Annotated in this window: 18 protein-coding genes and 3 tRNA genes; 9 read left to right on the top strand and 12 right to left on the bottom strand. The window is 38.9% G+C overall.

Annotated elements, in window-relative coordinates:
• Positions 1-149 precede the first annotated feature (149 nt).
• Both A3H37_00280 and A3H37_00275 read left to right on the top strand, forming a co-directional pair.
• Positions 150-1,190, top strand: coding sequence for a twitching motility protein PilT (locus A3H37_00280; GenBank protein OGL51336.1), 1,041 nt, complete (start codon positions 150-152; stop codon positions 1,188-1,190).
• Positions 1,191-1,313: 123 nt separating this feature from the next.
• Complete coding sequence (locus tag A3H37_00275) at positions 1,314-2,447, top strand: type IV pili twitching motility protein PilT (GenBank protein ID OGL51335.1); 1,134 nt, start codon at positions 1,314-1,316, stop codon at positions 2,445-2,447.
• A gap of 144 nt (positions 2,448-2,591) precedes the next feature.
• Here the strand turns inward: A3H37_00275 and A3H37_00270 are convergent, their stop codons facing one another.
• From A3H37_00270 to A3H37_00250, 5 genes are all read right to left on the bottom strand, one after another.
• Positions 2,592-5,288, bottom strand: a complete 2,697-nt coding sequence (locus A3H37_00270) for a hypothetical protein (GenBank protein ID OGL51334.1) — start codon at positions 5,286-5,288, stop codon at positions 2,592-2,594.
• 255 nt (positions 5,289-5,543) lie between these two features.
• A complete protein-coding gene (locus A3H37_00265; GenBank protein OGL51333.1) occupies positions 5,544-6,722 on the bottom strand; it encodes an acetyl-CoA acetyltransferase in 1,179 nt (392 codons plus the stop codon).
• Positions 6,723-6,805: 83 nt separating this feature from the next.
• On the bottom strand, positions 6,806-8,224 hold the full coding sequence (locus tag A3H37_00260) for a hypothetical protein (protein OGL51332.1): 1,419 nt from the start codon (positions 8,222-8,224) through the stop codon (positions 6,806-6,808).
• Positions 8,224-8,925 carry a DNA-binding response regulator gene (locus A3H37_00255; GenBank protein OGL51331.1) on the bottom strand — a complete coding sequence of 234 codons (702 nt, stop codon included), beginning with the start codon at positions 8,923-8,925 and terminating at the stop codon, positions 8,224-8,226. The genes A3H37_00260 and A3H37_00255 overlap by 1 nt, the downstream gene beginning before the upstream one ends.
• Positions 8,926-9,060: 135 nt before the next feature.
• Positions 9,061-10,224: a hypothetical protein gene (locus A3H37_00250; protein OGL51330.1), complete on the bottom strand. Its 1,164-nt coding sequence runs from the start codon at positions 10,222-10,224 to the stop codon at positions 9,061-9,063.
• 181 nt (positions 10,225-10,405) lie between these two features.
• Here A3H37_00250 and A3H37_00245 point away from each other — a divergent pair, with 181 nt between their 5' ends.
• The gene (locus A3H37_00245) at positions 10,406-11,362 is read left to right on the top strand and encodes a hypothetical protein (GenBank protein ID OGL51329.1); all 957 of its coding nucleotides are present in this window, start codon (positions 10,406-10,408) and stop codon (positions 11,360-11,362) included.
• Positions 11,363-11,501: 139 nt separating this feature from the next.
• Here A3H37_00245 and A3H37_00240 read toward each other — a convergent pair whose 3' ends face one another.
• Both A3H37_00240 and A3H37_00235 read right to left on the bottom strand, forming a co-directional pair.
• Positions 11,502-12,785, bottom strand: coding sequence for a hydroxylamine reductase (locus A3H37_00240; protein ID OGL51328.1), 1,284 nt, complete (start codon positions 12,783-12,785; stop codon positions 11,502-11,504).
• Between the two features lie 512 nt (positions 12,786-13,297).
• The gene (locus A3H37_00235) at positions 13,298-14,623 is read right to left on the bottom strand and encodes a hypothetical protein (GenBank protein OGL51327.1); all 1,326 of its coding nucleotides are present in this window, start codon (positions 14,621-14,623) and stop codon (positions 13,298-13,300) included.
• Positions 14,624-14,928: 305 nt separating this feature from the next.
• Between A3H37_00235 and A3H37_00230 the strand changes: the two genes are divergently transcribed.
• The 3 genes from A3H37_00230 to A3H37_00220 all read left to right on the top strand — a co-directional run bounded on the left by A3H37_00230 (position 14,929) and on the right by A3H37_00220 (position 15,880).
• Positions 14,929-14,999 (top strand) — tRNA-Gln (locus tag A3H37_00230).
• Positions 15,000-15,056: 57 nt separating this feature from the next.
• Positions 15,057-15,584, top strand: a complete 528-nt coding sequence (locus tag A3H37_00225) for a hypothetical protein (protein OGL51326.1) — start codon at positions 15,057-15,059, stop codon at positions 15,582-15,584.
• A gap of 223 nt (positions 15,585-15,807) precedes the next feature.
• Positions 15,808-15,880, top strand: a tRNA-Glu gene (locus A3H37_00220).
• Here the strand turns inward: A3H37_00220 and A3H37_00215 are convergent.
• The 5 genes from A3H37_00215 to A3H37_00195 all read right to left on the bottom strand — a co-directional run bounded on the left by A3H37_00215 (position 15,878) and on the right by A3H37_00195 (position 20,744).
• Complete coding sequence (locus A3H37_00215) at positions 15,878-16,081, bottom strand: hypothetical protein (GenBank protein OGL51325.1); 204 nt, start codon at positions 16,079-16,081, stop codon at positions 15,878-15,880. The genes A3H37_00220 and A3H37_00215 overlap by 3 nt on opposite strands.
• A gap of 120 nt (positions 16,082-16,201) precedes the next feature.
• Positions 16,202-16,279: transfer RNA gene (locus A3H37_00210), tRNA-Arg, on the bottom strand.
• A gap of 502 nt (positions 16,280-16,781) precedes the next feature.
• Positions 16,782-16,997, bottom strand: a complete 216-nt coding sequence (locus tag A3H37_00205; protein OGL51324.1) for a hypothetical protein — start codon at positions 16,995-16,997, stop codon at positions 16,782-16,784.
• 26 nt (positions 16,998-17,023) lie between these two features.
• Positions 17,024-17,683, bottom strand: a complete 660-nt coding sequence (locus A3H37_00200; protein OGL51343.1) for a hypothetical protein — start codon at positions 17,681-17,683, stop codon at positions 17,024-17,026.
• Between the two features lie 247 nt (positions 17,684-17,930).
• Complete coding sequence (locus A3H37_00195) at positions 17,931-20,744, bottom strand: hypothetical protein (protein ID OGL51323.1); 2,814 nt, start codon at positions 20,742-20,744, stop codon at positions 17,931-17,933.
• Between the two features lie 187 nt (positions 20,745-20,931).
• On the opposite strand from A3H37_00195, the gene A3H37_00190 reads away from it, so the two are divergent.
• From A3H37_00190 to A3H37_00180, 3 genes are all read left to right on the top strand, one after another.
• Complete coding sequence (locus A3H37_00190; protein OGL51322.1) at positions 20,932-21,663, top strand: hypothetical protein; 732 nt, start codon at positions 20,932-20,934, stop codon at positions 21,661-21,663.
• An 11-nt stretch (positions 21,664-21,674) separates the two neighbouring features.
• Entirely contained in the window at positions 21,675-23,003 is a 1,329-nt protein-coding gene (locus tag A3H37_00185) for a hypothetical protein (GenBank protein OGL51321.1), read from the top strand.
• A gap of 121 nt (positions 23,004-23,124) precedes the next feature.
• Positions 23,125-24,096 (top strand): cytoplasmic protein, encoded by a 972-nt coding sequence (locus A3H37_00180; GenBank protein OGL51320.1) that lies wholly within the window; start codon positions 23,125-23,127, stop codon positions 24,094-24,096.
• The last annotated feature ends 111 nt before the right edge of the window (positions 24,097-24,207 follow it).

Genomic DNA, 24,207 nt, shown 5'->3' with positions numbered 1-24,207 from the left:
GAAAAGGTTTGAAAAAGTTATAATGAAGTTTTCTCCCTTGACAAGACAATGATCTTTTAATTAAAAGTAACAAAATAATGTTTTCTTGGAATCTTTTTCGTTAACCATTAATTTTTCTTTTTCCATTTTGCTTTTCAAGGAGGAATAAGATGGATATTTCCGAACTTCTGTTGTTCTCTCACGGTCAGGGTGCTTCTGACCTCCACATAAGCTCAGGAGAACCACCAATGCTCCGCATTAACGGCGATATGCAAAAAGTTGATATGCCGTCCCTTTCAAAAGAAGAAGTCCACTCCCTCCTCTACGACATACTTAATGACCAGCAGAGAAAGGTTTTTGAAGAAAGCCACGAGATTGATTTCTCAATCGCCCTTAAAGAGATAGCAAGGTTCAGGGTCAATGCCTTTGTCCAGGCACGCGGTGAATCAGCAGTCTTCAGGACAATCCCGACAAAAATTATGACCTTTGAAGAACTCGGGCTTCCAAAAACCCTCGCAGACATAGCGAGGGCTGAAAAAGGGCTGGTTCTTGTAACAGGTCCAACAGGAAGCGGTAAATCAACAACATTGGCTGCAATGATTGACCTGATAAACAATGAATTCAAGGGGCATATAATTACGATTGAAGACCCAATAGAGTTTGTCCACAAATCAAAAGAGTGCCTGATTAGCCAGAGAGAACTCGGACCCCATACCCACAGTTTTTCCAATGCCTTGAGAGCCTCACTCAGGGAGGACCCTGATATAATTCTTGTTGGAGAAATGAGAGACCTTGAAACCATTCAGTTAGCCCTTACAGCAGCAGAAACAGGGCATCTTGTTTTCGGAACGCTTCATACATCAAGCGCACCAAAGACTGTTGACAGGGTCATTGATGTTTTCCCGCCTGAACAGCAGGAACAAATAAGGGCAATGTTCTCAGAATCTATCCAGGCTGTTGTTACCCAGACACTCATTAAAAGAAGGGATGGCAAGGGAAGGGTTGCTGCTATTGAAATAATGATGGGTACTCCTGCAATAAGAAATCTTATCAGGGAAGCGAAGATATCGCAGATTCCGTCAATCATCCAGACAAGCCAGAAATTCGGTATGCAGACAATGGACCAGGCAATCAAGGACCTTGTTCAGAAAAACATAGTTGCAAAGAATGAAGTTCTGCAGTTGGTTTCAAGCCCGTCAGTCCTGGGATAAGAGAAAGAAGAGAATAGTTAACAGTGAATAGTATTTAGTAAGAAAAAATATTTTTTCAAGACTCTTCACTGATTACTATTCACTAACTACTGTTCACTTACAAGTTAAAAAGGAGGTTCGAAAATGACTATACAAGACCTTGTCAGAGAAATGGTTAAAAGAGATTCATCAGATATTTATATAACTGCAGAGCTTCCTTCTATGTACCGCACAGAAGGGGTAACTGAACCATTTGGAAATGATAAATTTACTCCGGAACAGACCAAAGAACTTGCTTATTCCACAATGAATGACTGGCAGAAAAAAGAATTTGAAGAGACAAAAGAGATGAACCTTGCCCTCTTTTTTCCTGAACTTGGAAGGTTCAGGGTGAATATATTTGTTCAGAGGGGAAATGTCGGGATTGTAATAAGGCAGATAAAACTTGATATAAAAACCGTAGACCAGCTTGGACTTCCTCCTATTCTAAAAGACATAATAATGGCAAAAAGGGGAATGGTTTTGGTTGTAGGTGGTACAGGTTCAGGAAAATCAACCTCGCTTGCAGCAATGATTGACCACAGAAACAGTAATTCTTCCGGGCACATCATCTCAATTGAAGACCCTATTGAATTCGTTCATCACCATAAGAAATCTGTTATTACCCAGCGTGAGGTTGGATTTGACACCCATTCATTTGCAAATGCACTGAAAAACACATTGAGACAGGCGCCTGATGTGATTCTCATAGGTGAGATAAGGGATACTGAAACAATGGAATCAGCAATAACCTTTGCTGAAACAGGCCATCTCTGCTTAGGAACACTTCACGCCAACAATGCAAACCAGTCAATTGAAAGGGTACTGAACTTTTTCCCTACCGAGCGCCATTCTCAGATATATCTCCTTCTTTCATTGAACCTGAAGGCAATAATTTCACAGCGCCTTATCCCAACAGTTGACGGGAAAAGAGCAGCAGCAATTGAAGTCCTTCTTGATACATCAAGAGTTAAAGACCTTATTCTTAAAGGCGAGGTTGGTATTTTAAAGGAAGTAATGGCTGAAGGAACTCAGGAAGGAATGCAGACTTTTGACCAGGCTCTTTATAATTTATATAAAGCAGAAAGAATAACCTATGATAATGCCATTGCCTATGCTGACAGCGCAAATGACCTCAGGCTGAGAATAAAAATGGATGAGATTAGTGATAAGAAAGATGAGAAAAAGGAAAAAGAGCCTTCATTCAAGATTAAATCTCAAGACCCATACAAACGCTAAAACAAATCCCCATCAAAATCACAAGAAGAACAGAACTGATAGACATTACAGACGAGGTTCAAAAAGTAGTTGATGAGAGCAAAATCAAAAACGGCATCTGCTATCTTTTTGTCCCCCATACAACAGCGACAGTTACAATAAACCTTACTTCCCCCTCATCTCCTTCAATGCCTTCTCGAGTTCTTTAAGCTCTTCTCCATAACCTGTCCAATTACCATCGCGCTGGAATTTTACTGCTTTTTCGTAATGAGAGATAGCATTATTAATCAAAGTATTACTTGATAATTCTTTAACCTTTACTTCGGGCTTAATTTCTTCTCTGACCTCTCCCTTTTTAACACCCTCCCCAAATATTCTCTCAATTCCATTCTCGAGGTTTTCCTCCATTACAATCTGGTTTCCAAAAGCAATAATTACTCTTTTCAATTCTGGAAGACCACCACTCTGAGTTGCTGAAAGGTAAAGGGGCTGGACATAAATGAGGGACTGCTCAATTGGAATTACAAGGAGACTTCCCCTGATAACAGTTGACCCCCCTTGGTTCCACAGAGTAAGCTGTTTTGAGATTTCAGGGTCCTGGTCAATCCTTGATTCTATCTGCTGAGGTCCATAAACAAGCTTCTGTTTCGGGAAATTGTAAACTATGAGTTTCCCATAGTTTGGCTGGTCGCACCTTGCAGCCATCCATGAAATCATGTTATTTTTTTTGCTTGGAGTAAATGGCACCATCAGAATAAATTCTTCCTCAGTCCCCTCAGAAGCCAACTTCATAATTGTATAGTAGGGCTCCATTTCCTGGTCAGAACCGCTTTTTGTGTTTCTCGGAATTTTCCAGACATCCTCTTTATTATAAAAAACCTGAGGGTCAGTCATATGGAAGGTCGCATATTTCTCAGCCTGAATTGAAAAGAATTCCTGCGGATACCTTATATGGCTTTTCAAGTCTTCAGGCATCTGTTCCAGTTTTTTAAAAACTCCGGGAAAGATTTTTCCGTAGGTTTTAATCAGCGGGTCCTCTTCATCGCTTATATAAAAATCTATTTTTCCGTCATAAGCATTAATAACTGCTTTGACAGAATTCCTAATATAGTTTCCAATCCCCAGAGTTTTCTCTGAATAAGGGTATTCAGAAGTTGTAGTATACCCGTCTATTATCCAGAAAAGCCTTCCCTCTTCTGAAATTACAAGATAGGGGTCAGAACTCCATCTTATAAATGGAGCCGCGTTATTAACCCTATCAAGGACACTCCGGTAATACATAATCCTGCTGTTCTCTGAAATATCACCTGAAAAAAGCATTTTGATTTCTCCGAATCTCACTGCAAAAAGAACTTTTTTCAGAAATCCATCAATTCTTACTCCACCGCTTCCCTTATAAACGGTATAAATATTTTTATCTCCTGACGGATAATCAAATTCTTTCGAGCCTGTATTAACAAAACAATATTTGTTTCCAATCTCTCCATAATAGATTTCAGGTCTGGTAACTTTGATATTTGCAGTTGATACTGGCGGAATATCTTTTATCATAAACTCCGGCAGCCCCTCTTTTGTTATCTGGTTTACAGGACCCATGCAAAGCCCGTATCCATGAGTGTAAGTGAGATGTTCGTTTATCCAGCTTCTGCTTGGAAGATTCTGATATGAAAGCTCTCTTGGAGAAAGCATAACCTGCCTGTACTCGCCATTGACAGAGTACCTGTCATTGTCAAGACCCACAAAATCATAATATGTCCTTATTTCCTGAAGCTGTGCATATGTTGAAAGCAGAGGCGCTCCATCCCAGAGCCTTATATTCCTTATGGTCAAATCATTATTATTTATATCTTCAATAGTTAATCTGTCAGAGGCAGGAAAATTCTTTTCTTCAACATGGTCAATCTTATAAGCCTTTCTTGTGAATTCTACTCCGAAATTGATGTATGGTTTTTCTTTAGAAATTTCATTTGGTGCAACCTCAAATTTCTGAATAAGCGCAGGGTATACTTTCCCTCCTATAAACCCGACAGCAAGCATTAAGACAATCACACCAATTATCATCTTGTAAGAATTAACAAAAATATTTAAAAGAAATGTTGCTGCAACAATTATAGACAAACCCATCATCAGATAAAGAACCGGAAGCTCTGCCTTGATGTCAGTATAACTTGCTCCAAAAACAATCCCTCTTCCAGAATAAAGGAGGTCATACGCATTGATTCTGTATTTGAAGGCCATTAAAAGAAAAATCAGGGCACCAAGTACAAGGCAATGAATCCTTGCAGAATCTGAAAATTTTATACCCTTTGGAACAAACCACATTTTCTTATGAAAAATATAGATAACTGTAATGGCAATGAGTGAAAAGATAAGGGTAAGAAAAGAGAACTGATAAAGAAACCTGTAAAAAGGAAGTTTGAAAACATAAAAACCAATATCCATTGAAAAGAGCGGGTCATTGACGGAGAATGCAGTCGAATTAAAAAATTTTAAATAATTTTCCCATTGGGAAGAACCCCACCCGCTGAGAATATAGCCCACAATGGCAGTCAGCGTCAAAACTGCAGTATCAACTGTTGACCTGTAAGCCTCAACCTGCGGGATTTCTATGATGTCATAGTAAACAAGCGGTGTTTTTCTTTTGCCAAGATTCATGGCAATATAAATATTTATGAAAACTACTGTGATGAAAAGAATTGTTACAAGGGAGCCGACCTTTACCTTTGCAAGCAGTGATGTAATAAATATATTTTCAAAATTTATTTCCTTAAACCAGAGCCAGTCTGTGGTAAGAATGATGGCATTCCCAAAAAGAGGAATAATGACTGCAATTAATAAAAAGAAAATAATTAATAACTTCATTTCTGCACTCTTCTTTCTTCGCTCATAGTTTTTACTCCTTCATTCATAGTCTTTTCCTTGAACAAATAATACCCTCGTACAGGCGGGATGCCTGTCCTACAAATGAACAAACAACAATTAAACAGTAGATCAGGCGTCTCGCCTGATTATTTTCATTCCTATCTGTGCAAATCTGAGGTTCATAACGACTTCCTCTTTTGCGGGAATGACGAGAAACAAACAATGTAATATCTGATGATATTCTTTAACATTACCCTACATTTCCACAACCATGCTGATTCCCATACCGCCGCCAATGCAGAGCCCTGCAAGACCTATGTTCAAGCCTCTTTTTTTCATTTCATGGATTAATGTCACGAGAATTCTTGCACCGCTTGCACCAATTGGATGCCCTAAAGCAATTGCCCCGCCATTGACATTCACTATTTCAGGTTTTGGTTTGAGCTCTTTCAGGACCCCAAGAGACTGGGCTGCGAATGCCTCGTTGAATTCTATAAGCTCAACATCATTGATTTTAAGACCTGCTTTCTCAAGAGCCTTTTTTGTCGAATCCACAGGTCCTATGCCCATTATTTCAGGAGTGACTCCTACAGTTGCATAGGATCTGATTTTTGCAAGAGGAGTTAATCCAAGTTCTTTTGCCTTCTCAGCAGACATAACAACAACTGCTGCAGCACCATCATTTATACCTGATGCATTGCCTGCAGTTACTGTTCCATCAGGCTTAAAAGCAGGTTTTAGTTTGCTAAGCTGTTCCACAGTTGTTCCGAATCTGGGAAACTCATCCTGAGCAAAAATAACATTGGCACCTTTTTTCTGAGGAATCTCAAACGGAACAATCTCTTCCTTGAACCTCCCTTCCTTTATTGCCCTCTCTGCCTTGTTCTGGCTTTCACAGGAAAACTCATCCTGTTCCTTTCTTGAGATATTGTATTTTGCAGCAATATTCTCAACAGTAATTCCCATATGGAGATTGGAAAAAGCACATGTCAGTCCATCTTTTATCATAGAATCTATTACCTTTATGTCTCCAATCCTTGCACCCCATCGCGCTGCCGGAAGAATAAATGGAGACTGTGTCATGCTTTCAACTCCTCCTGCAACCACTATATCAGCGTCACCAATTAAAACCTCCTGAGCAGCCATCATCACTGCCCTGAGCCCTGAGCCGCACATCTGGTTTATTGCAATCGCCGGTACTTCAACTGGAATTCCTGATTTAACACCTATCTGTCTTGCAGCATTCTGTCCGAGATTGGCTGAAAGGATAACACCAAAGATTACATCATCTACCTGCTCAGGTTTAATCCCTGCCCTCTTTAACGCCTCTCTTGCTACTGCAACCCCAAGGTCAACAGCAGAAAAATCCTTTAAGCCTCCTCCGAAGTTTCCTATGGCGGTTCTCACACCGCTTGCAATTACAGCTTCCCTCATAATCAATCCCTCCACATTTTTTCTATACTTTAAAATAAATCATCTCTCTTTTGATTGAACAGGTCAAGCATTTTAGCTAAATCTCATCTTCTCCTCTTGGGAAGAGAAAATGTCATTATGGTACCCTCACCCGCTTTGCTCTGTGCAAAAATTTCTCCCCCGTGGGCTTTTACAATCTGTTTGGCAATTGCAAGACCAAGCCCTGTTCCTCCTGTTTCTCTTGCTCTCGACTTATCTATACGGTAAAACCGTTCAAAAATAAATGGCAATTCCTCCTGAGGAATACCTTTACCGTTGTCTTCAATGCTCACATTAATGAAGCTATCCTTCTCAGTAACACTGATTTTTATTTTACCGTTACTGTTTGTATATTTTAAAGAATTATCCAATAAATTAGCCAACACTCGGCTAATCCCCTTGCCATCAAGAAGAATGTCAGGAATTTGCTCTTCTATGTAAACCTCTACAGAGACTTTCCCCCTTTTTATCACTGGGGTCATCTTTGTCACTACACTGTTAATAACCTCTTTTAAGCTGGTAGGGGAATATTCCATCTTAACTCTGTCAAGTTCTAACTTGGATAATTCAAGAAGGTCTCCAATCAACGAGTTCAAATCGTCAACCTCTTTGCATATAGCCTGCAAATGCATCTCTTTTTCATTCTCGTCATCTACCACTTTATCAACCAGACTTTCAGCAGAAACCCGGATTCTTGTGAGAGGGGACCTCAGTTCATGCGAGATATCCGCAGTCAGCTCCCTTCTCAGTTTTGTCATATCTGCAAGAGTTTTTGACATATAATTGAATGTATTGGTGAGGTCTCCTATTTCATCAGAGGATTTTACCTCTGCATGATAACCAAGATTCCCCTTGGCTATCTGTTCAGCTGCTCTGATTAATTCTCTTATGGGTATTGAAAACCATTTGGAAAAAAGCATTGCCAGAAAAGCAATGATAATCGCCTCAATCACTATTGCAAAGCTGATAATTTTCTTAAGTCTTGACGGGTTTGTTTTCGGGTAAGATACCTGAATTAAACCTAAAGTCTTTCCTTCAGCTTTTAATGGCAGGGTAATTTCTATTGTGCTTCTGAAAAATGTCGCATGCCCCTTGCCGATTAAAAACCCTCTCTTCTGAACTTCAATTATCTCCTTTTCTGTAAGCCTTTCACTTCTGCGCCCTGCTTCAATCGGCGTCTCAAAAACTATATCCCCTGATAGATTTAAAACTCTTACATACCTGTTTTCCTTCTCAACTATCCCTTTTAACATTTTAAGCTCTTCAAGGCTTTTTACCTCCTGAGTATCTTTTCTGTTTTTTATTTCATCCTCTATATTTTTTGTAATTACTGACGCATCAGTGATTACGGCTTTTGTTATGTCAGAGGTTATTGTTTCCGGAGATTCTGTCAGAAAATAGAAAAGAAGCATCACTCCATTTGCAAGAAAAAGGTAGGCTAAAAAAAGTAGTATGGTTTTCCAGAAAATTGAAATCTTAATCATTATTCTTCATCTTCAAATTTATACCCCACACCCCAGACTGTTTTTATATATGTTGGTTCTTTGGGATCAGGTTCAATCTTCTGTCTGAGGTGGCTGATATGAATGTCAATTGACCTGTCAAAGGGAGTAAGCTCTCTGCCCCTTACTCCGTCAAGCAACTGGTCTCTCGTAAAAACCCTTCCGGGGTTGGTTGCAAGCATTTCCAGAAGAGCAAACTCAGTAGCAGTCAACTCAGTTTTTTCACCATTTATTGTAACTTCGTGTTTTTGAAAATCTATCTGTAAAATCTTATATTTCAGAATTTTCTTTTTACTCTTTTCGTCTTCTTTAAGTTTTGAAACCCTTCTCAGGATTGCTTTTACACGCGCAGAAAGTTCTCTTAGGCTGAATGGCTTGCTCAAATAATCATCTGCGCCAAGCTCAAGACCTACAACAATATCTGCTTCTTCTCCCTTAGCCGAAAGCATCAGAATAGGCATTGAGGATTCTTTCCTTATAAGTTTGCAAACCTCGAGTCCGTCAAGTTTCGGAAGCATTAAATCAAGAATGACAAGGTCCGGGCGATGACTCTCGGTTTTCTCTATTCCTTCTGCTCCATCAAAAGCAGCAATTATTTCATAACCATCTTTTTCAAGATAGTTTTTAATCATTCCTACCAGCTTCTTGTCATCATCTATTATGAGTACCTTGATATTTGCCATAATAAATATCCACTTATTTTAGAAAAGGGTTAAAGGATTCAAGGGTTCTAGTGAAAATATAAAAACAAAACAACAATACAAATTTCTCACCTGAACCCTTGACCACTCGAATCCTTGAATCCTAACTTGTTATCCCTACTCTTCTTTTATAATCACTTTTCTTACTGCTTCTCCAACCCACAGTCCAAAATTCTCATGCTTAACAACGCCTTCTTCGTTAAATTTATATTCAAGATCCTTGAAGTCAGTTTTCAGTTTATGCTGGATTCCTCTGCTTGAAATCAGCATTCCTACAATGAGAACCTTGTTACCAGCTTTGGTTGCTTCTCCTATCATTCCTCTGATTTTTTCAACATTTGCATCTCTTATATTTTTTGGAGCATCATCCTGAAGGTTCCATGCCTTCACATCATTAAACCCGCCTGAAGCCTTCACCTCTTTAGCTATTTTTTTCATTACTCCAATATTTCTTTTGTTGTAATCAGGGTTAACAGGGCCATGACCAACTATTATGACTGTCTCTTTTTTAGGGTTAGAGCTTATTGCCTTTGCATGGTCTGTTAAAATCTCTGCAAGAAGAGGATTGTCATCCATATAGTGAGCAAATACTATTTTTGCCTTTGATTTCACCCTTTCAACAGGAGGCCACTCCGGTTTATCTGAAAGCCCGAAAATATATTTTATCTGGTCTGCAACTTCATTGTACTCGTTGAAAAATGCCATTACAACTACAATTGTCTTTGCACCTGCCTCTTCTAAATGATTAATTCCTTCCTGAATGTGTGAAGAATTTCCCATTGCCATTCCAAATGCAACGGTTGTTGGAAATGTGTTGGAAATCTTCGCTAAAGATTTTGCAAGCGAATCATTCCATACTTTGGTTCCGCCATGAGCAATTACAATAACTCCAACATCTTTCTTGAGATCCTTGCTGCTTACATAAACTTCGTGGTCAGGAGCCATCATCATCATCATTGCATCAAGTTCTTCTTTTGTCCTGTTCTCCATACCGGGCCACTTCTTCATATCTTCCCATGAATGCCCTGAGTGTTTTGCATGGCTCCCGGAATCATGAGTCATACCCGGCGGCATTGCCTGCTTGTTATCTGTTCCCTGTACTGCTTCAGGAGTCTTACCCTGAGTTGTTCCCTGGGTTGCCATGGTCCCTTGCTGCATAGCAGACATGTCGTGGCTGGTTTCTTCTTCTCCGGCAAATGAGGATAAAATACTTATTAAAAAGGTTGCAAATACTCCGATTGCCATGAGCATTAAAATTAATTTAATATTTTTTTTGAACACTATAGGTTCCTCCTTTAAAATTAGAAATTGAGTTTAAATGCTAAGACATATTAGATTAACTGATTTTCTTCACCTCCTTAAAAAATTGTTTTTAATATAATGGTTTGTTATATTTAAATTAATTTAAAAAGTCTGTAAATAATTGTTACTAAAATGTAAAGTAAATGTAAAAGGAGAAAAAATGCTTTCAATTGGGATAGACTTAGGAGGGACAAAAATTCTGATTGGCTTGATTAATGATGATGGAAAAATCATACACTCGCTGAAAAAACGCACACCTGCCTCAAAAAGAATAGACGATATAATGAACCTTACATTTGAAACCATTGACAGCGCAATTGCCGATGCAGGGGTTGACATGAAAGAGATAAGCGGAATCGGTGTTGCAGCACCGGGAATAGTTGATGAAAAAAACGGCGTCCTCCTTTATGCCCCAAACTGGAACCTCAGAAATATTCCGGTTAAAAGGTTATTAAAAGATAAATTTTCAATACCTGTGAAGGTCGCAAATGATGTTAATGCTGCTGCCATTGGAGAACTTCACTTTGGTCACGGAAAAAATGAGAACAGCTTTTTCTGGATAACCATTAGCACAGGAATCGGAGGCGCGCTTGTAGTCAACGGAAATCTTCTTCTTGGTAACCGCGGGCTTGCAGGAGAAATCGGGCATATGATTATAGATGATAATGGCCCTGACTGCACCTGCGGAAGAAAGGGGTGTCTTGAAGCCCTTGCATCAGGTACTGCTATTGCAAACCTTGCAAGAAAACGGATTTCTGAAGGCAGGAAATTTTTAAAAATAAATTCTGAGATAAAGCCTGAGGAGATAACTGCGGAAACAGTTGTCAGGGCTGCCAGCAATAATGACAAAGAAGCCTTTTCTCTTCTTAAAGAAGTTTCAGGACACATCAGCAAGGCTCTGTCCTATGTTGTAAACCTTGCAGACATTGACCTTCTGGTAATAGGAGGTGGCGTGATGGTAAATAATGAGATTCTTTTTAAACTCATAGAAGAAAACTTAAAACACTACGTCTATGAATACCAGCACCGCAATATAAGACTTGTAAGCCCGCAGCTCGGATACAACTCAAGCCTCATAGGCGCAGGGGCTTTGATTTTGAAATCTAAAAGTTTATGATATCAGTTAAATTCGAGATTGGCTTTGAAAGGATAACTTAATTAAGGAAGTAACTATCTTGACAGGTTTATTAGAAATCACCCTGCCCTCCCTGTTTTATAAAGGAAGGGCAAGGTTAAAGAATTGGTCTTCATTTTGATTATTTCCCCAATATCGCCTTCATATCCTTTTCAGGAGATGATACGAGTTGGAGATTGAAATTATCCTGCAACACCTTGAATACCCCCGGTGTTATAAACGCAGGAGGCTTTGGACCTACATATATATTCTTTATCCCCAAATTCAGCAGAGAGAGAAGGATTGCAACAGCCTTCTGCTCAAACCATGACAGCACAAGGGACAACGGAAGGTCATTTACGCCGCAGTTGAAAGCACCTGCAAGTGCAACAGCAACCTGTACGGCTGAATATGAATTGTTGCACTGACCAATATCAATTAGTCTTGGAATACCATCAATGTTTCCATAGTCTATATTGTTTATACGGTACTTCCCGCATGCAAGGGTCAGTATAACGCAATCCTTTGGAACAAGCTTTGCAAACTCAGTGAAATATTCGCCACCCTTGCCCGGAGCATCGCATCCGCCTATTAAGAAAAAGCGTTTTATTTTTCCTGCTTTTACTGCACCTATTACCTTATCAGCAATACCAAGAATTGCCGTGTGATGGAAACCTGTCATAATCTTCTTTCCCGGCGCTTCCGGAAGCTCTGGAAGAGAAAGGGCTTTATCTATAACAGCCTTAAAGTTTCTCCCTTCAATATGCTTTACTCCGTCAAGCCCTGTTATGCCGCAGGTAAAGAACCTGTCTTTATAGGATTCTTTAGGCGGCATGACACAGTTAGTGGTCCCAAGAATGGCACCGGAGAATTTCTCAAATTCATCCTTCTGGGAATGCCAAGTCCCTCCATAATTTCCTGCAAGATGCTTAAACTTCTTGAGTTCAGGATATCCGTGCGCAGGGAGCATTTCGCTATGGGTATAAACATTAATACCCTTCCCTTCTGTCTGCTTCAGCAACTCATAAAGGTCAAGCAAATCGTGTCCTGTTACAACAATTCCCTTTCCTTTCTTTGTACCCACTGTAACCTCTGTGGGGACAGGATTGCCGAAACGTTTTGTATGGGCTTCATCAAGAAGTTTCATTACCTTAAGATTCATTTCACCACATTTTAAAACCAGCTTTACAAAACGTCCTGCATCAAAGTCCACATTTGTTACTGTGGAAAAAAGGGCTTCATACATAAAAGAATCAATCTCCGGGTCAGATGCACCAAGCTCCCTTGCATGGAATCCGTAGGCAGCAATGCCTTTCAGTCCGAATAACAGCGTATCCTGAAGACTCGCAACATCTTCATTCTTGCCGCATACCCCTATTTTTGTGCAGCCTCCCGTCGGGGTCTGTTCACATTGATAACAAAACATTGTTTTCCTCCTTTTCAATTTTTAGGTTAATTTTAATTAAAAACTATCCATAACGTTAAGGTCATTATCGCATTTCTGAAAATATGTCGCTATGATATAAATCATAAAGTAAGATTTTTGAAAAATATAACTGTGCAAGTGACTTAGCAATTATCTCCCATTTTTTAAAAAAGTGGGGGGATCAAAATTAATACTATTCCATTGTTATCAGTTCTAAGGGGCAGACCTCAACACACACACCGCACCTCGTACATAGCAAATCATCAACCTTTATTTCGTCTTTAATTAACCTCAGGGCATTTTCATCACACATATCAACACAACTGCAACATCTTGTGCACTCATTTAATTGGATTTTTAAAAACAATCTTTGCTCTCCTTATGAATTTCTTTTGGCAGATAATCACAAGTTCAAATTTCAAAACCCCTGCCTGACGGCAGGCAGGCAAATGTCAAATGAATGTCAAAATCCAAAAATCAAATGTTTTAGTCGTTTGAGCTTTGGCATTTATTTATCCATTCTGTCCCTGTATCATTTTCACAACCATTTTTATCTTTGGAGATTTTATTTCATCAGGGTTAGTTCTTGACAATTTCTCGTTTACCCGTATTATAAACTCATTTGGAGTTCCGAACTCATCATCAGTGCCTGCCAGATGCTCAAGCTTTATCTCCTCCTCAAAAAGCCCCATAAATTCATCAAGCTCTTCATCATCAAGCGAATGCATAAATGTTGTAAAGTCAAACTGCCTTTTTGCATTTTTTACAAACCTTGCCCACCACTTTTCATATTCTGAAAAATATTCATCAGTTCTTCTCTCATTGTTCAATACATTAAAAATAGATTTTGAAGCCTCAGTTGCAACAGCCATTGCTCCTGTCCACTGGGTTTCAATTGTAAACGCAGCATCTCCAATCAGGAAAACACCGCTTTTTTCAAAAGGTTTTGCAACAGGAGAATCCACAGGAAGTAAAAAGCAGAACTTCTTTTCCCTTGTTGCCTTCCTGTAAGCTTCTGAACAGTGAGGATGGTTTTTTAAAAATAAGATAAACTTGTTTAATGAGTCCTTTGGAGATATTTCTGGCTTCTCATAAATATCATTTGTCTGGATAACATTAATAATATAAATCTCATTCTCGCCAAGATATGCGCTGATTCCAAGAGTGTTTGGACCAACAAACCTGCTTCCAAGGTACATATTATGATATACAGGGTTAAACCCCCTGCCAGCTTTAGTTAACCTAATATCAAAGTTTTTAATCCTGCATCCAATAATTCTGTGTATCCCCCATCTCTCCTTTTTAAACCCTGAAAATCTTGAGACCTTAGACCTTATGCCGTCAGCACCTATCGTGATATTTGCCCTGATTGCAAATTCCTTTCCCTTCTCATCAACACATTTTATTCCTGCTACTCTTTCTTTATCAAAAATCAAACCTGTGACTTCAACCCTGCAAAAAATCTTTGCTCCTGCCTGCAGGGCTTCTTCTTCTAATTTCTCTATCCAGTACTTGTAATCTACAGAAAAATTTGTCGGGAATTCTGATACCATTGCAAGGGAATTAAGACAGGGAGAAAAAGCTGCAAAACCGTAAATTTCGCTTCTCACAGCTTTTTTGCGGTTTAGTTCAAAATCACTCTCCTTGAAAACTATTTTCTCATCTGTAACATCAATCTTGTTTGGCTGGAGTGAAAGCATCTCCATGATGCCAATGTTTATGTCTCTGGCAAATGCCTTTCTATCAACCACAATTACATTAAGGTTTTTCCGCCCAAGCGCCCTTGCTGCTGAAAGACCGGAAGGTCCAGCGCCAACGACTACAACATCACAGTTCATTTTAATATCTCCTGCTAGTAATTTTAAAAGGCAAAATTCTAAATCCTAATATCTAAATCCCCTGCCTGCCGTCAGGCAGGTAAACAAATTCAAAATTCAAATTACCTAAATTCAAAACAATAAAAAGAAATCTAAAAATTTCTTATTGCTAATACTAATCTTACACTAAAATGGCAACTAAGATTTTAGCCTAAAATTTTTTCCATTTGACAGCATGTTTTTATTCAGGTATTTTCTCCAACACAAAAGCTTTAAGCTATAAGCCATAAGCTATAAGTGAAAAAAATATCACGATAATTTTTTCTTGGGGGATCGTCTAACGGCAGGACGGCAGACTCTGACTCTGTCTATCTAGGTTCGAATCCTAGTCCCCCAGTTACAAACTAACCAATAACTTATTACTTACAACTTATAACTTTTATAAGAACGCTGTATGGCAAGAATTACAGTTACAAGGACTTCCGACAGGCTAAAAAAAGCGCTTGATAATGCAGGCATTAAGCTTAAAGAAAACCTGACACCGGAATCAGCAGAAAAAGCCATAACTGAATTCATCTCTGAAAACAATGTGCTTCATCTTGCAACTTCACGCAACAATATCCCAAGATGCACTCCTCTTGAATACAAGCATAAGGGGCTAAATCTATATGTTTTTTCTGAAGGTGGGGCAAAGATTGCTTTTATCAGGGAAAACCCCAATGTGGCTGTGTCAATTGCCTCTCCTTATAACCCAAAGGAAAACTTTTTCGGTGCAAGAGGTTTGCAAATCTGGGGAAAGGCAAAGATTTACGCACGCTTTAAAGAACGTGATGAATTTAAAGCAACTGTAAAGAAACTCGGAATTGATGAGACAAGATTCCCGCCTGATATCAATTTTAAAATAATTGTCATCGAACCGGAAAAGATTAAATACAGGGATACGCGGAATGGATATCGAGGAATAACATGGTTTAAAGACTGACTTATAACCTATAACTTATGACTAACTACTCTCTACTAATTCTATTTAAAATTTAGCCCGCAAAAATCTGTGTAATCTTCCTAAAATCTGTGTAATCATTTTACAAAAAAATTGACAAAAAAAAATCCTTCTGTTATCGCATCCATAAATTTGCATTCTGCAATTTTGATTTTGCACTTTGCATTTTAAACTTTGCAATTTACAATTTAAAATTTTGTAAACTGGTCCCATCGTCTAGTGGCCTAGGACACTGGCCTCTCACGTCAGAAACACGGGTTCGACTCCCGTTGGGACTATGGAAGGAAATAAGGCTGGAATAAGTCTTCTATCTCAGCAAGCCTATCCTTGCTTATCATTATGTTTATATTCTCAGCAAAGAAACCAAGCTTTGCAATGGCATTGAGTATCGCATCATTGATTTTTATATCTGATAATTTTTTGGAGAAATTCATATTCACTAAATTTATATCATTATAAATCTTTGCAAGTTTTTCCATTTTCCAGTCGGGCTTCTCACCTGTTTTATACAATATATTAAACCAGCAAAATGAACTGCCATGCATAAAGCATGGGTTATAATATCCCAACTATTATAATCTACGCTGTAATTCCGCACTTGATGCGCCTGGGGAGACTCGAACTCCCGACCTGCGGATCCGGAGTCCGCCACTCTGATCCAACTGAGCTACAGGCGCAAAGAAATTTTATTCTATCAGCTTGGCAAGGTTTTTCATTTTGGTTATCATCTCTTCTTTTGTGATTATCTTTTTCTCCACCAGTATTTCAATCAATGCCTCCAGTTCAAGAGATGTTGAGATCACAAGTTCCTCAAGATTAAATATCTCCTCGTCATCAACTTTTTTTTCCACTCTTTCTCCTTTATAAAATAAGCAACATCAAAAACCTTTATATAACAAACTCTGTGTCCTGCTGAAAACAATGCCTCTATCTGAAAAAGTAAATAAACAGGTAAATTCCGAATATGATTATTGTGACAAAGAAAATTAAAAGCACAACTATAGAACCGTGATCCAAAGAAGGATAAGTACTGCCACAGACACTGCATTTTTTCTGCAAAATCTTAACTTTATGCCCCAGCATCCACGGCACTGTGCAATAGGCATATAATATCCTCCACCCTTAAAGAATATTCTGTAAGCACTGAGAAATGCATTGGCTATCTGTTTTCAAGAATCTTCAGTCAGCTTTACCTGCAAAATAAACAGGTCCTTCAGCAGTGAGAATCTTTGGAGTTATAACATATGTCCCTCTGCAAGACGGATTCAAGATTCCCATTGTAACATGATTGTTACCAAGCGTCAGCCCGTAAGCAATTCCACCGACCACCATACCTAAGAGTGAATAAGATACTTTGAGAGGAGAATATACAGAAATAATTTTTATTTTTTTCATATCATCCCATGTTTAAATAAAGGTGATTATAAAAGATTTGGCACGAAGTTACACATATTTTTAACCAGTAAAGAGAATATATCTTTGTTTCTATTATTGTAACGGAATTCCATTTCTTTCAAGTAAAAAGGAAACTTTTTTTGAGATACGCCATGAAACTTAATAAGTCTTTCTTTAGCATAACTCCAGAACCCCTCAAGGCCATTGATGTAAACTTTTCCTCTTGCAAATCTTTTACCATGATCAATTCTCAAATGTCTATACCCACAAAACATAAGGGCATCATAGCTTCTGAACTTATCAGTGTAAACAATAGAACCTCTTCTTACAGTTTTAATAGTCATGTTAAGAATGGATTGGGCAGTAACATCTTTAAGCACTTCAACTTTAACAACCCCATCTCTCTCGAGAATACCGAATACAGGGACTTTGTTATATGCACCTCTGCCACGTTTACCTTTGCGTCTTCCACCAAAATATGTTTCATCAAGCTCTATCTCCCCATTAAGAAGTTCCTGGGCTCCTTTAGTGCTGACTACAATAGTAATTCTCAAGAAAGTAACAGCCTTAAGAACTGTAGGGTAGCTCAATTGAACTTGTTGGGCTATCTTTCTTGCAGATACCTCAAGTTCAAAAAGCTTTATAATCCAAAGCCATTTTTTAAAAGATATATTCAGTCTATTAATCCATCTGCCGGTAAAGTCATGGAATCTGTAACCACAGCGCTTACAACGGTATCTTTTATCTGGAATCCTATAGATTTTATAGCTTCTACAAGTTGTGCAAAAAACATGGCTGTTTTTCCAGCAGTTTTTCTTAAAATAAAGCCGTGCTTTGTTTTCTGTTTTACATAGGTATTCAAATGTATTTAGATTCATTAGCACCACTATAATTTGGTGCCAAAAGTTTTACAATCACCTAAATAAAATATTTTTAGAAACTATAACTAATTCCTAAATCATATCTTGCCACATTTGAAGGAATAACACTCTCTGCATAATATTTTCTGCTGAAGACATTCTCGATAGAGAAACTAAGTTTAAATTTATTATTGAAAAATGGCTGAACAAACTTGAGGTCAAATATCCAGTGTTTAGGCATATTGAATGTTCCTCCAACTGCGGTTCTTGTAATTGTAGTCGCTTCACTTTTGTACCTTCCTGATGCAATCACTCTTAACCCGAATGGCAAGGTATAGTTTGAGGAAATTTTAAAAACATGGGTTGGAATATATATCAGCCTGTCTCCTCCGTGAAATGCAGGACCAAGTCCTTTGCTTGTAGAAGAAAGGAGAACAGACTGTTTTTTACCCTGTGAAAAATCAAAAGGGTTCTGATTGCCTACAGTTGCCCTTGTAAAAAGATATGACAAGTTTATATTCAGATCTTTTAGAGGATTAAGCTCAACAGAAGTATCAAACCCCTGATAAACTACTTTAGTACCATTGGCAAACATTCCTGCATTAGCATTCTCAGTAGCCACTCCTGCCGGAACAGAAGCTCCCAACCACTGCTGCATATATTTCGTTGCTGTTAATCCTTCTTCAGGTGTGGGCATTTTAAAAGGATAATATTTCCTGACATAGTTGTACATCTCCATATATTGCCTTCTTGCTCTCGCATTGGCAGAATCTCCAGCTATTTCAGCGGGAATGGCGCCTATATTCAATGGAACCGGTGTTTCAAAATCAGAGTAATCATTATAGAAATATGCTATATCACCGCCCAGGTATTTGGCAAGAAACTTGAATCCGAGTTCCCAGCTCCAGTTTATTTCCGGACCTATTTTAGGATTTCCAAAAAGAACCCCGTTGCTCTGGCCAAGTCCATTGGTTCTGGCAAATTCTATAAAACGCCTTGCCCTTCCAACAGATGCCCTTAAACTTGTTCCGGGTGAAATCTCGTAATTTAATCCGAGCCTTGGTGAAAATTCATCTTCACGGTCATTAATGAAAGTTGTCATCTGGTCCCATCTTCCACCAAGGGAAACACTTAACTTTCCAGCCTTTTGAAGACTCTGGAAAAACAGAGAAGAGGATTTACGGTAAAGAATATCTTTTGTATAGAGCTGGCTCCCGCCGTTTTTGCTCAAAGGCGCATCAAGTTTCATCCACTGATATTCATGACCAACTGATAATGTATTCCCATCAAGGATATCAAAATCATAGGAAAAGTCATTTGCCATGGTCCAGCTTCTGCCAATGGTTGTTCCGGGAGTTGGAAGAAAAGGAGATTTCCCGTCTCCGCCGGCAAATCCATCTTTGAACCCTAAGGCTTCACGTTCCAGAGGCTCATCTACATAATCAAGCACAGGAATAAATATACCTCCCTCTGTTGATTTCTGGACTACGCCCCTTAACTTGTATGTTAATTTTGGAGTTATTTTCCATTCGTCCAAGAAGTTAATGTAGTCTCTTTTGTTTATTACATTCAGAAACATCTGGAGAAATACATCGTCTGACCTCTTAAAAGGATTCATGTCAGGCGTAAAAGGAACAAAAAACTGAAGATATGAGTAACCCGGGTTTATCCTGAGTGTGTTGTTCTTGAAAAGTTTGATTCCTAAACTTAAATTGAAAGAATATCTTTCCATCGCGTCCATATCACTTCCGGCATCCATAAGAATATTCAAATCCTTGCCGAAATATTTAGGACCTCCTGAGGAATATATTAGAGAACCGTTGGGCAGATGCTTAATTCCGTGGCGATCATAAACCTTATTATCAGGATATGCTTTCCCAAACTCTATAAAAACCTTTCCAACCTTTGCTGTTTCTGCAGTTGTAAACCCTGTAGTTACTCCATAACTTCCGCTTAGGTTGTAGTCAATCCAGTCATTTCCCCAACTGTGGGAAAATGAGTAATTCTGAGTATATTCATCCTCAGCGTTAGCTCTTGACTGATATGTTCCAAAGGACATATCAAAGCTTGTTCTTGGTTCTTTCTTTCCCTTTTTAGTAATAATGTTGATTACTCCTGCCGCAGCCTGCCCTCCGTACTGGGCTGAAGAAGCTCCTTTCAGAACCTCTATCCTCTCAATATTCTCTGAAGGAATCATGTACAGAGATGCATATCCCGAGATAGGGTCGTTCATTGGAACTCCATCCACCAGCATCAGTATTCCTGCGGTTGTAACCTTTGGAGGGGCAATTGTTGCGCCTCTTATTTTTATGGTTTTGCTAGCTCCGCTTCCGCCACCCTCCATCTGAACTCCGGGTGTATATGCGAGCATGTCTGAGGCATTCCCTGAAGAGGCAAGGTCTTTTGCCTGCTGGGAAGAAACTACAGAAACTGAGGCAGTTGTTTTTGACAGGGGGACACCTGTCCTTTCTCCTGTAACAACTACCTCTTCACCCTTTATAGCCTCAAACTCTTCAAGAGCAAAATTTACGTTATTGGTTTCGCCTGCTTCAACAACAACTTTTTTTGCCTCTGCTGTTTTATACCCAAGAAGTTCAGCCCTTATCGTGTATGTTCCTTCTGGAAGCGTAAGAGAATAATTTCCCTTATCATCTGTAAATCCGATGGCATCCTTCCCTTCAACAGTAATGGTGATACCAGGAAGAGGCGATTTGCTTTTCTTGTCTGCAACTTTACCATTTACAAATCCCATTTCTGCAGCAAACAAGCCTGCACAGGTTAAAGCGAAAATCAGGAAAGAAGATATGAAAATGACTGTAATCTTAAAAACTGATTCCCTCCTCATAGATCCTCCATAAAATTTTTTCATGAAAAGCATTTTTTTCATCAACGCTTTTCTAAATTATAAAAGAGTTAAAAATAAGAATATTTTATTAACAAATTTTTTTTAAAACTACCATTGAACGAAAACACTGTCAAGCATAGAATTTTAAAATAAAACATAAATTATCTTGACTAAGGCAAATAAAAAAAATTATTTTATAAATATAAATAATTTTTTAAAGGAGGACTGTATGGCAATAAGATTACCGGATGAGTTTCTGAATTATGCTTATTTCTGGAGACAAAAATGGGCAAAAGAAATGGTTGACGGAAAGGTTCCCGATAATATGTTCAAAATGCTCATTGATACAACCCGAATCCTTCCCGCCCTTTGCAGCGCTGAATTAAATTCTGACGGTTCAATGTCAACAAACGCAAAAATAATAGGCGCAGGTTTTGTTCCAAAACAGGAATGCCTTGCTGAAGTATCAAAGATTTTCAGAGACCACATTAAAAAAGAAGGAATGGCTGCTGATAAAACCGAAGCCTTCGGAAGGCACGAACTCGCCTCGAAAGAAGACAAGGAAAAAATGAGGGAGTTCCAGAGAAAATCTCTTAAGATTCTCATAGACAACATGTATTTTGACAAAGAAATTGCAGGCCAGAAAATAGACTTCACAAAACTTTGCACTATTGAACTCGGAAACCAGTATCCTGGAAAACCTGCCCACATGTGGAATTTCGCGCAGAAAAACAAAAAAGCCACTCTGCTCTATTTTACCCCGCCTGTCATAAGCTATGAAATCAGGTGTTCAATTGAAATCCATACTGAAGGACCATATTTTGATTTTACCCACGCTGTGCATGACGTTTACTTCGGAGAGGACCCGAGCGAACTCCATCTTCCTGTTTATATCTTCAATGTAGAAGAGGTTTACGACAACAGCGCAACTCCAAAAGGATATGGAAGAAGAATAGTTTAAAGGAGAATATTTTGTCTCAAAAACTACTTGGCATTGATATCCCTGAAGGACTCAGGAAAAGCAATTTTTATGCGCTTTTCCTCTCCACTGCCTTTATAATGGCAGTCTACATGATTCCAACAATAGTACTTCCAAGGTTTTTAAAGGAAGTAATAGGAGTGCCGCAAAAAAGCTTTGGAGAGATTAATTCCGCCATTCAAAACATTGGCACTATAACATCAATTCTTTTTCTCTCTCTTATAGGGTCATTATCAGACAGGCACGGAAGAAAAATTCTTTTGCTTTCAGGACTGTCAGGCGCAACATTATCCTTCATTCTATATTACTATTCACCGGTGATTGGAAACTTTCTTGGAATCAATCCCTTATGGCTGGTCTTTCTCTTTAGTCTTCTTCTTTCACTCTCTATGACCTTTGCATTCCCCCAGATTGTAACATTGGTCGCAGACTACACGGACAGAAGAAGCAGGGGAAAGTCTATGGCAATCATGAGTACTATGATGGGAGTAGGTATTACACTCTCCTTTATATTCTTTTCCCTTATCCAGAAAAGAATAGGAAGCGCCAATGTCTTTCTCATTGGAGCGTTTTTTATGTTTTTAACCCTCATAGTTGTCAAATTTTTTATTGTTGACCATATGCCACATAAGAGCAAAGAAATGCCAGTCAAAAGAAATTCCGTAATAAAAACATGGAAGGAAGTTTCATCAGTAATCGAAAAATCCCAGGGTCTCAAGGTTTGCTTTTTCTCACACTTTGCTGCCTCCTCAGACCGCATTATGCTTGGAGTTTTTCTTAATATATGGGTTGTACGCGTTGCAGGGGATTTTAATATAACTCCTGCAAAAGCAACAGCAATGTGTGGAATAATAATCGGACTGTCAAGCATGGTTGCCCTGGTTTCAACTATGTTCTGGGGAATATTTGTTGACAGATTTGGAAGAATGCCGGTCCTTGCCTTTGGACTGCTCTCAAGCGGAATTGGGTTTTCCCTTATCGGAATCATCTCAAATCCATTTTCATTAGAAGTAAAATTATGCGGGATATTGACAGGTCTTGGTGTTGCAGCGGTTTCTGTTTCAACCTCGTCCCTGACAGCAGATTTTGCCCCAAAGAAGATTCTCGGCTCTGTATTCAGCATCTCCAACGCTATAGGGTTTCTGGGAACCCTATTCTTTGTTCAGCTTGGAGGGTTTCTGTTTGACTATGTCGGCTTTTCACGCCCCTTCTCTCTTGTAGGCGCAATAGAGCTTATTGCATTTATTTATGTTATTTCAAAATGGAAGCATGTTCCAAAGATTACAAGGGATACAAAAATCAGCCACGAAATTCAGCATTAGTTTTGTTGCTAATGTAGCACAGTAGTCAAATATTTCTCCCTAAAAAAGCATCTCTTTTCTTATTTGTCTTGATTTGATATTAAGATTTTGATAATTAAATTTAAAATTTTAAGGAAGAACTTTGGAAAAAAATTTGGACCGGCGCAATTTTCTGGAAAAATCACTGAAGGCAGGAATCAGCATAGCGGCAACAGGCTCGCTTGCCTACTGGCTCTACAACAGGGATGTCTCATCTAAAGATGTTTCTTTAAAGATGCAGGTAAGGGATTACTCAGTAAAAATCTCTGAAGAGTTTCCTGAAATGGTAATTGTCCGGGGAGAAAGTCCTTCAAAGATTGTCAAGACTGCCATAGAAGAGCTTGGCGGGATAAAAAAGTTTATTTCAACAGGAGACAGGGTTGTTATAAAACCCAATATTGGATGGGACAGAGTTCCTGCTCAGGCAGCAAACACAAACCCTGAAATTGTCAAGGCAGTTGTTGAACTCTGTTACAGCGCAGGCGCCAAAACTGTAATTGTCACAGATGTTTCCTGTAACGACCCAAGGCGCTCTTTTCAGAGAAGCGGCATTGCAAATGCTGCACTATCTGCCGGTGCAATAGTCAATCTGCCTTCAGAAAGAAAATTCCGTGTCCTTAAAATAAAGGGAGAGGTTCTTGATGAATGGCCTGTTTACAGGGATTTCATTGAAGCTGATAAGGTCATAAATATACCGATTGCAAAACACCACAACCTCTCAGGACTTACAATGTCCCTTAAAAACTGGTATGGAATATTAGGCGGACACAGGTCTGTGCTTCACCAGAAAATTGACGAGAGCATTGCCGACCTTGCAACATTTATGAAACCAACCCTGACAATCCTCGACGCTTACAGAATCCTTGTGGCAAACGGTCCTCAGGGAGGCGACCTGGCTGATGTAAGACAGATAAATACTGTTGCAGCAGGAATTGACCAGGTAGCAGTTGATGCCTTTGGAGCAACGCTTTTTGGGAAAAAACCTGAAGACCTCAGTTTCATCAGACTGGCAGCCTCGCGAGGAATCGGCAGAATGGATTTAAGCAAAGTCAGAACAAGAGAAATCAGTATATAAGATGAAGAATCCTAAACTTTACATACTGAAGACTGCAAGGAGACTTTCCCAAGCATTTTTTCTTATTCTTTTTCTCTTCCTTTTATTCAAGGCTGAATTCCGCGGAACCTT

This window comes from Candidatus Schekmanbacteria bacterium RIFCSPLOWO2_02_FULL_38_14, assembly GCA_001790855.1.
Lineage (GTDB): Bacteria > Schekmanbacteria > GWA2-38-11 > GWA2-38-11 > GWA2-38-11 > 2-02-FULL-38-14-A.
This window is presented reverse-complemented; position numbering and strand designations above follow the sequence as displayed.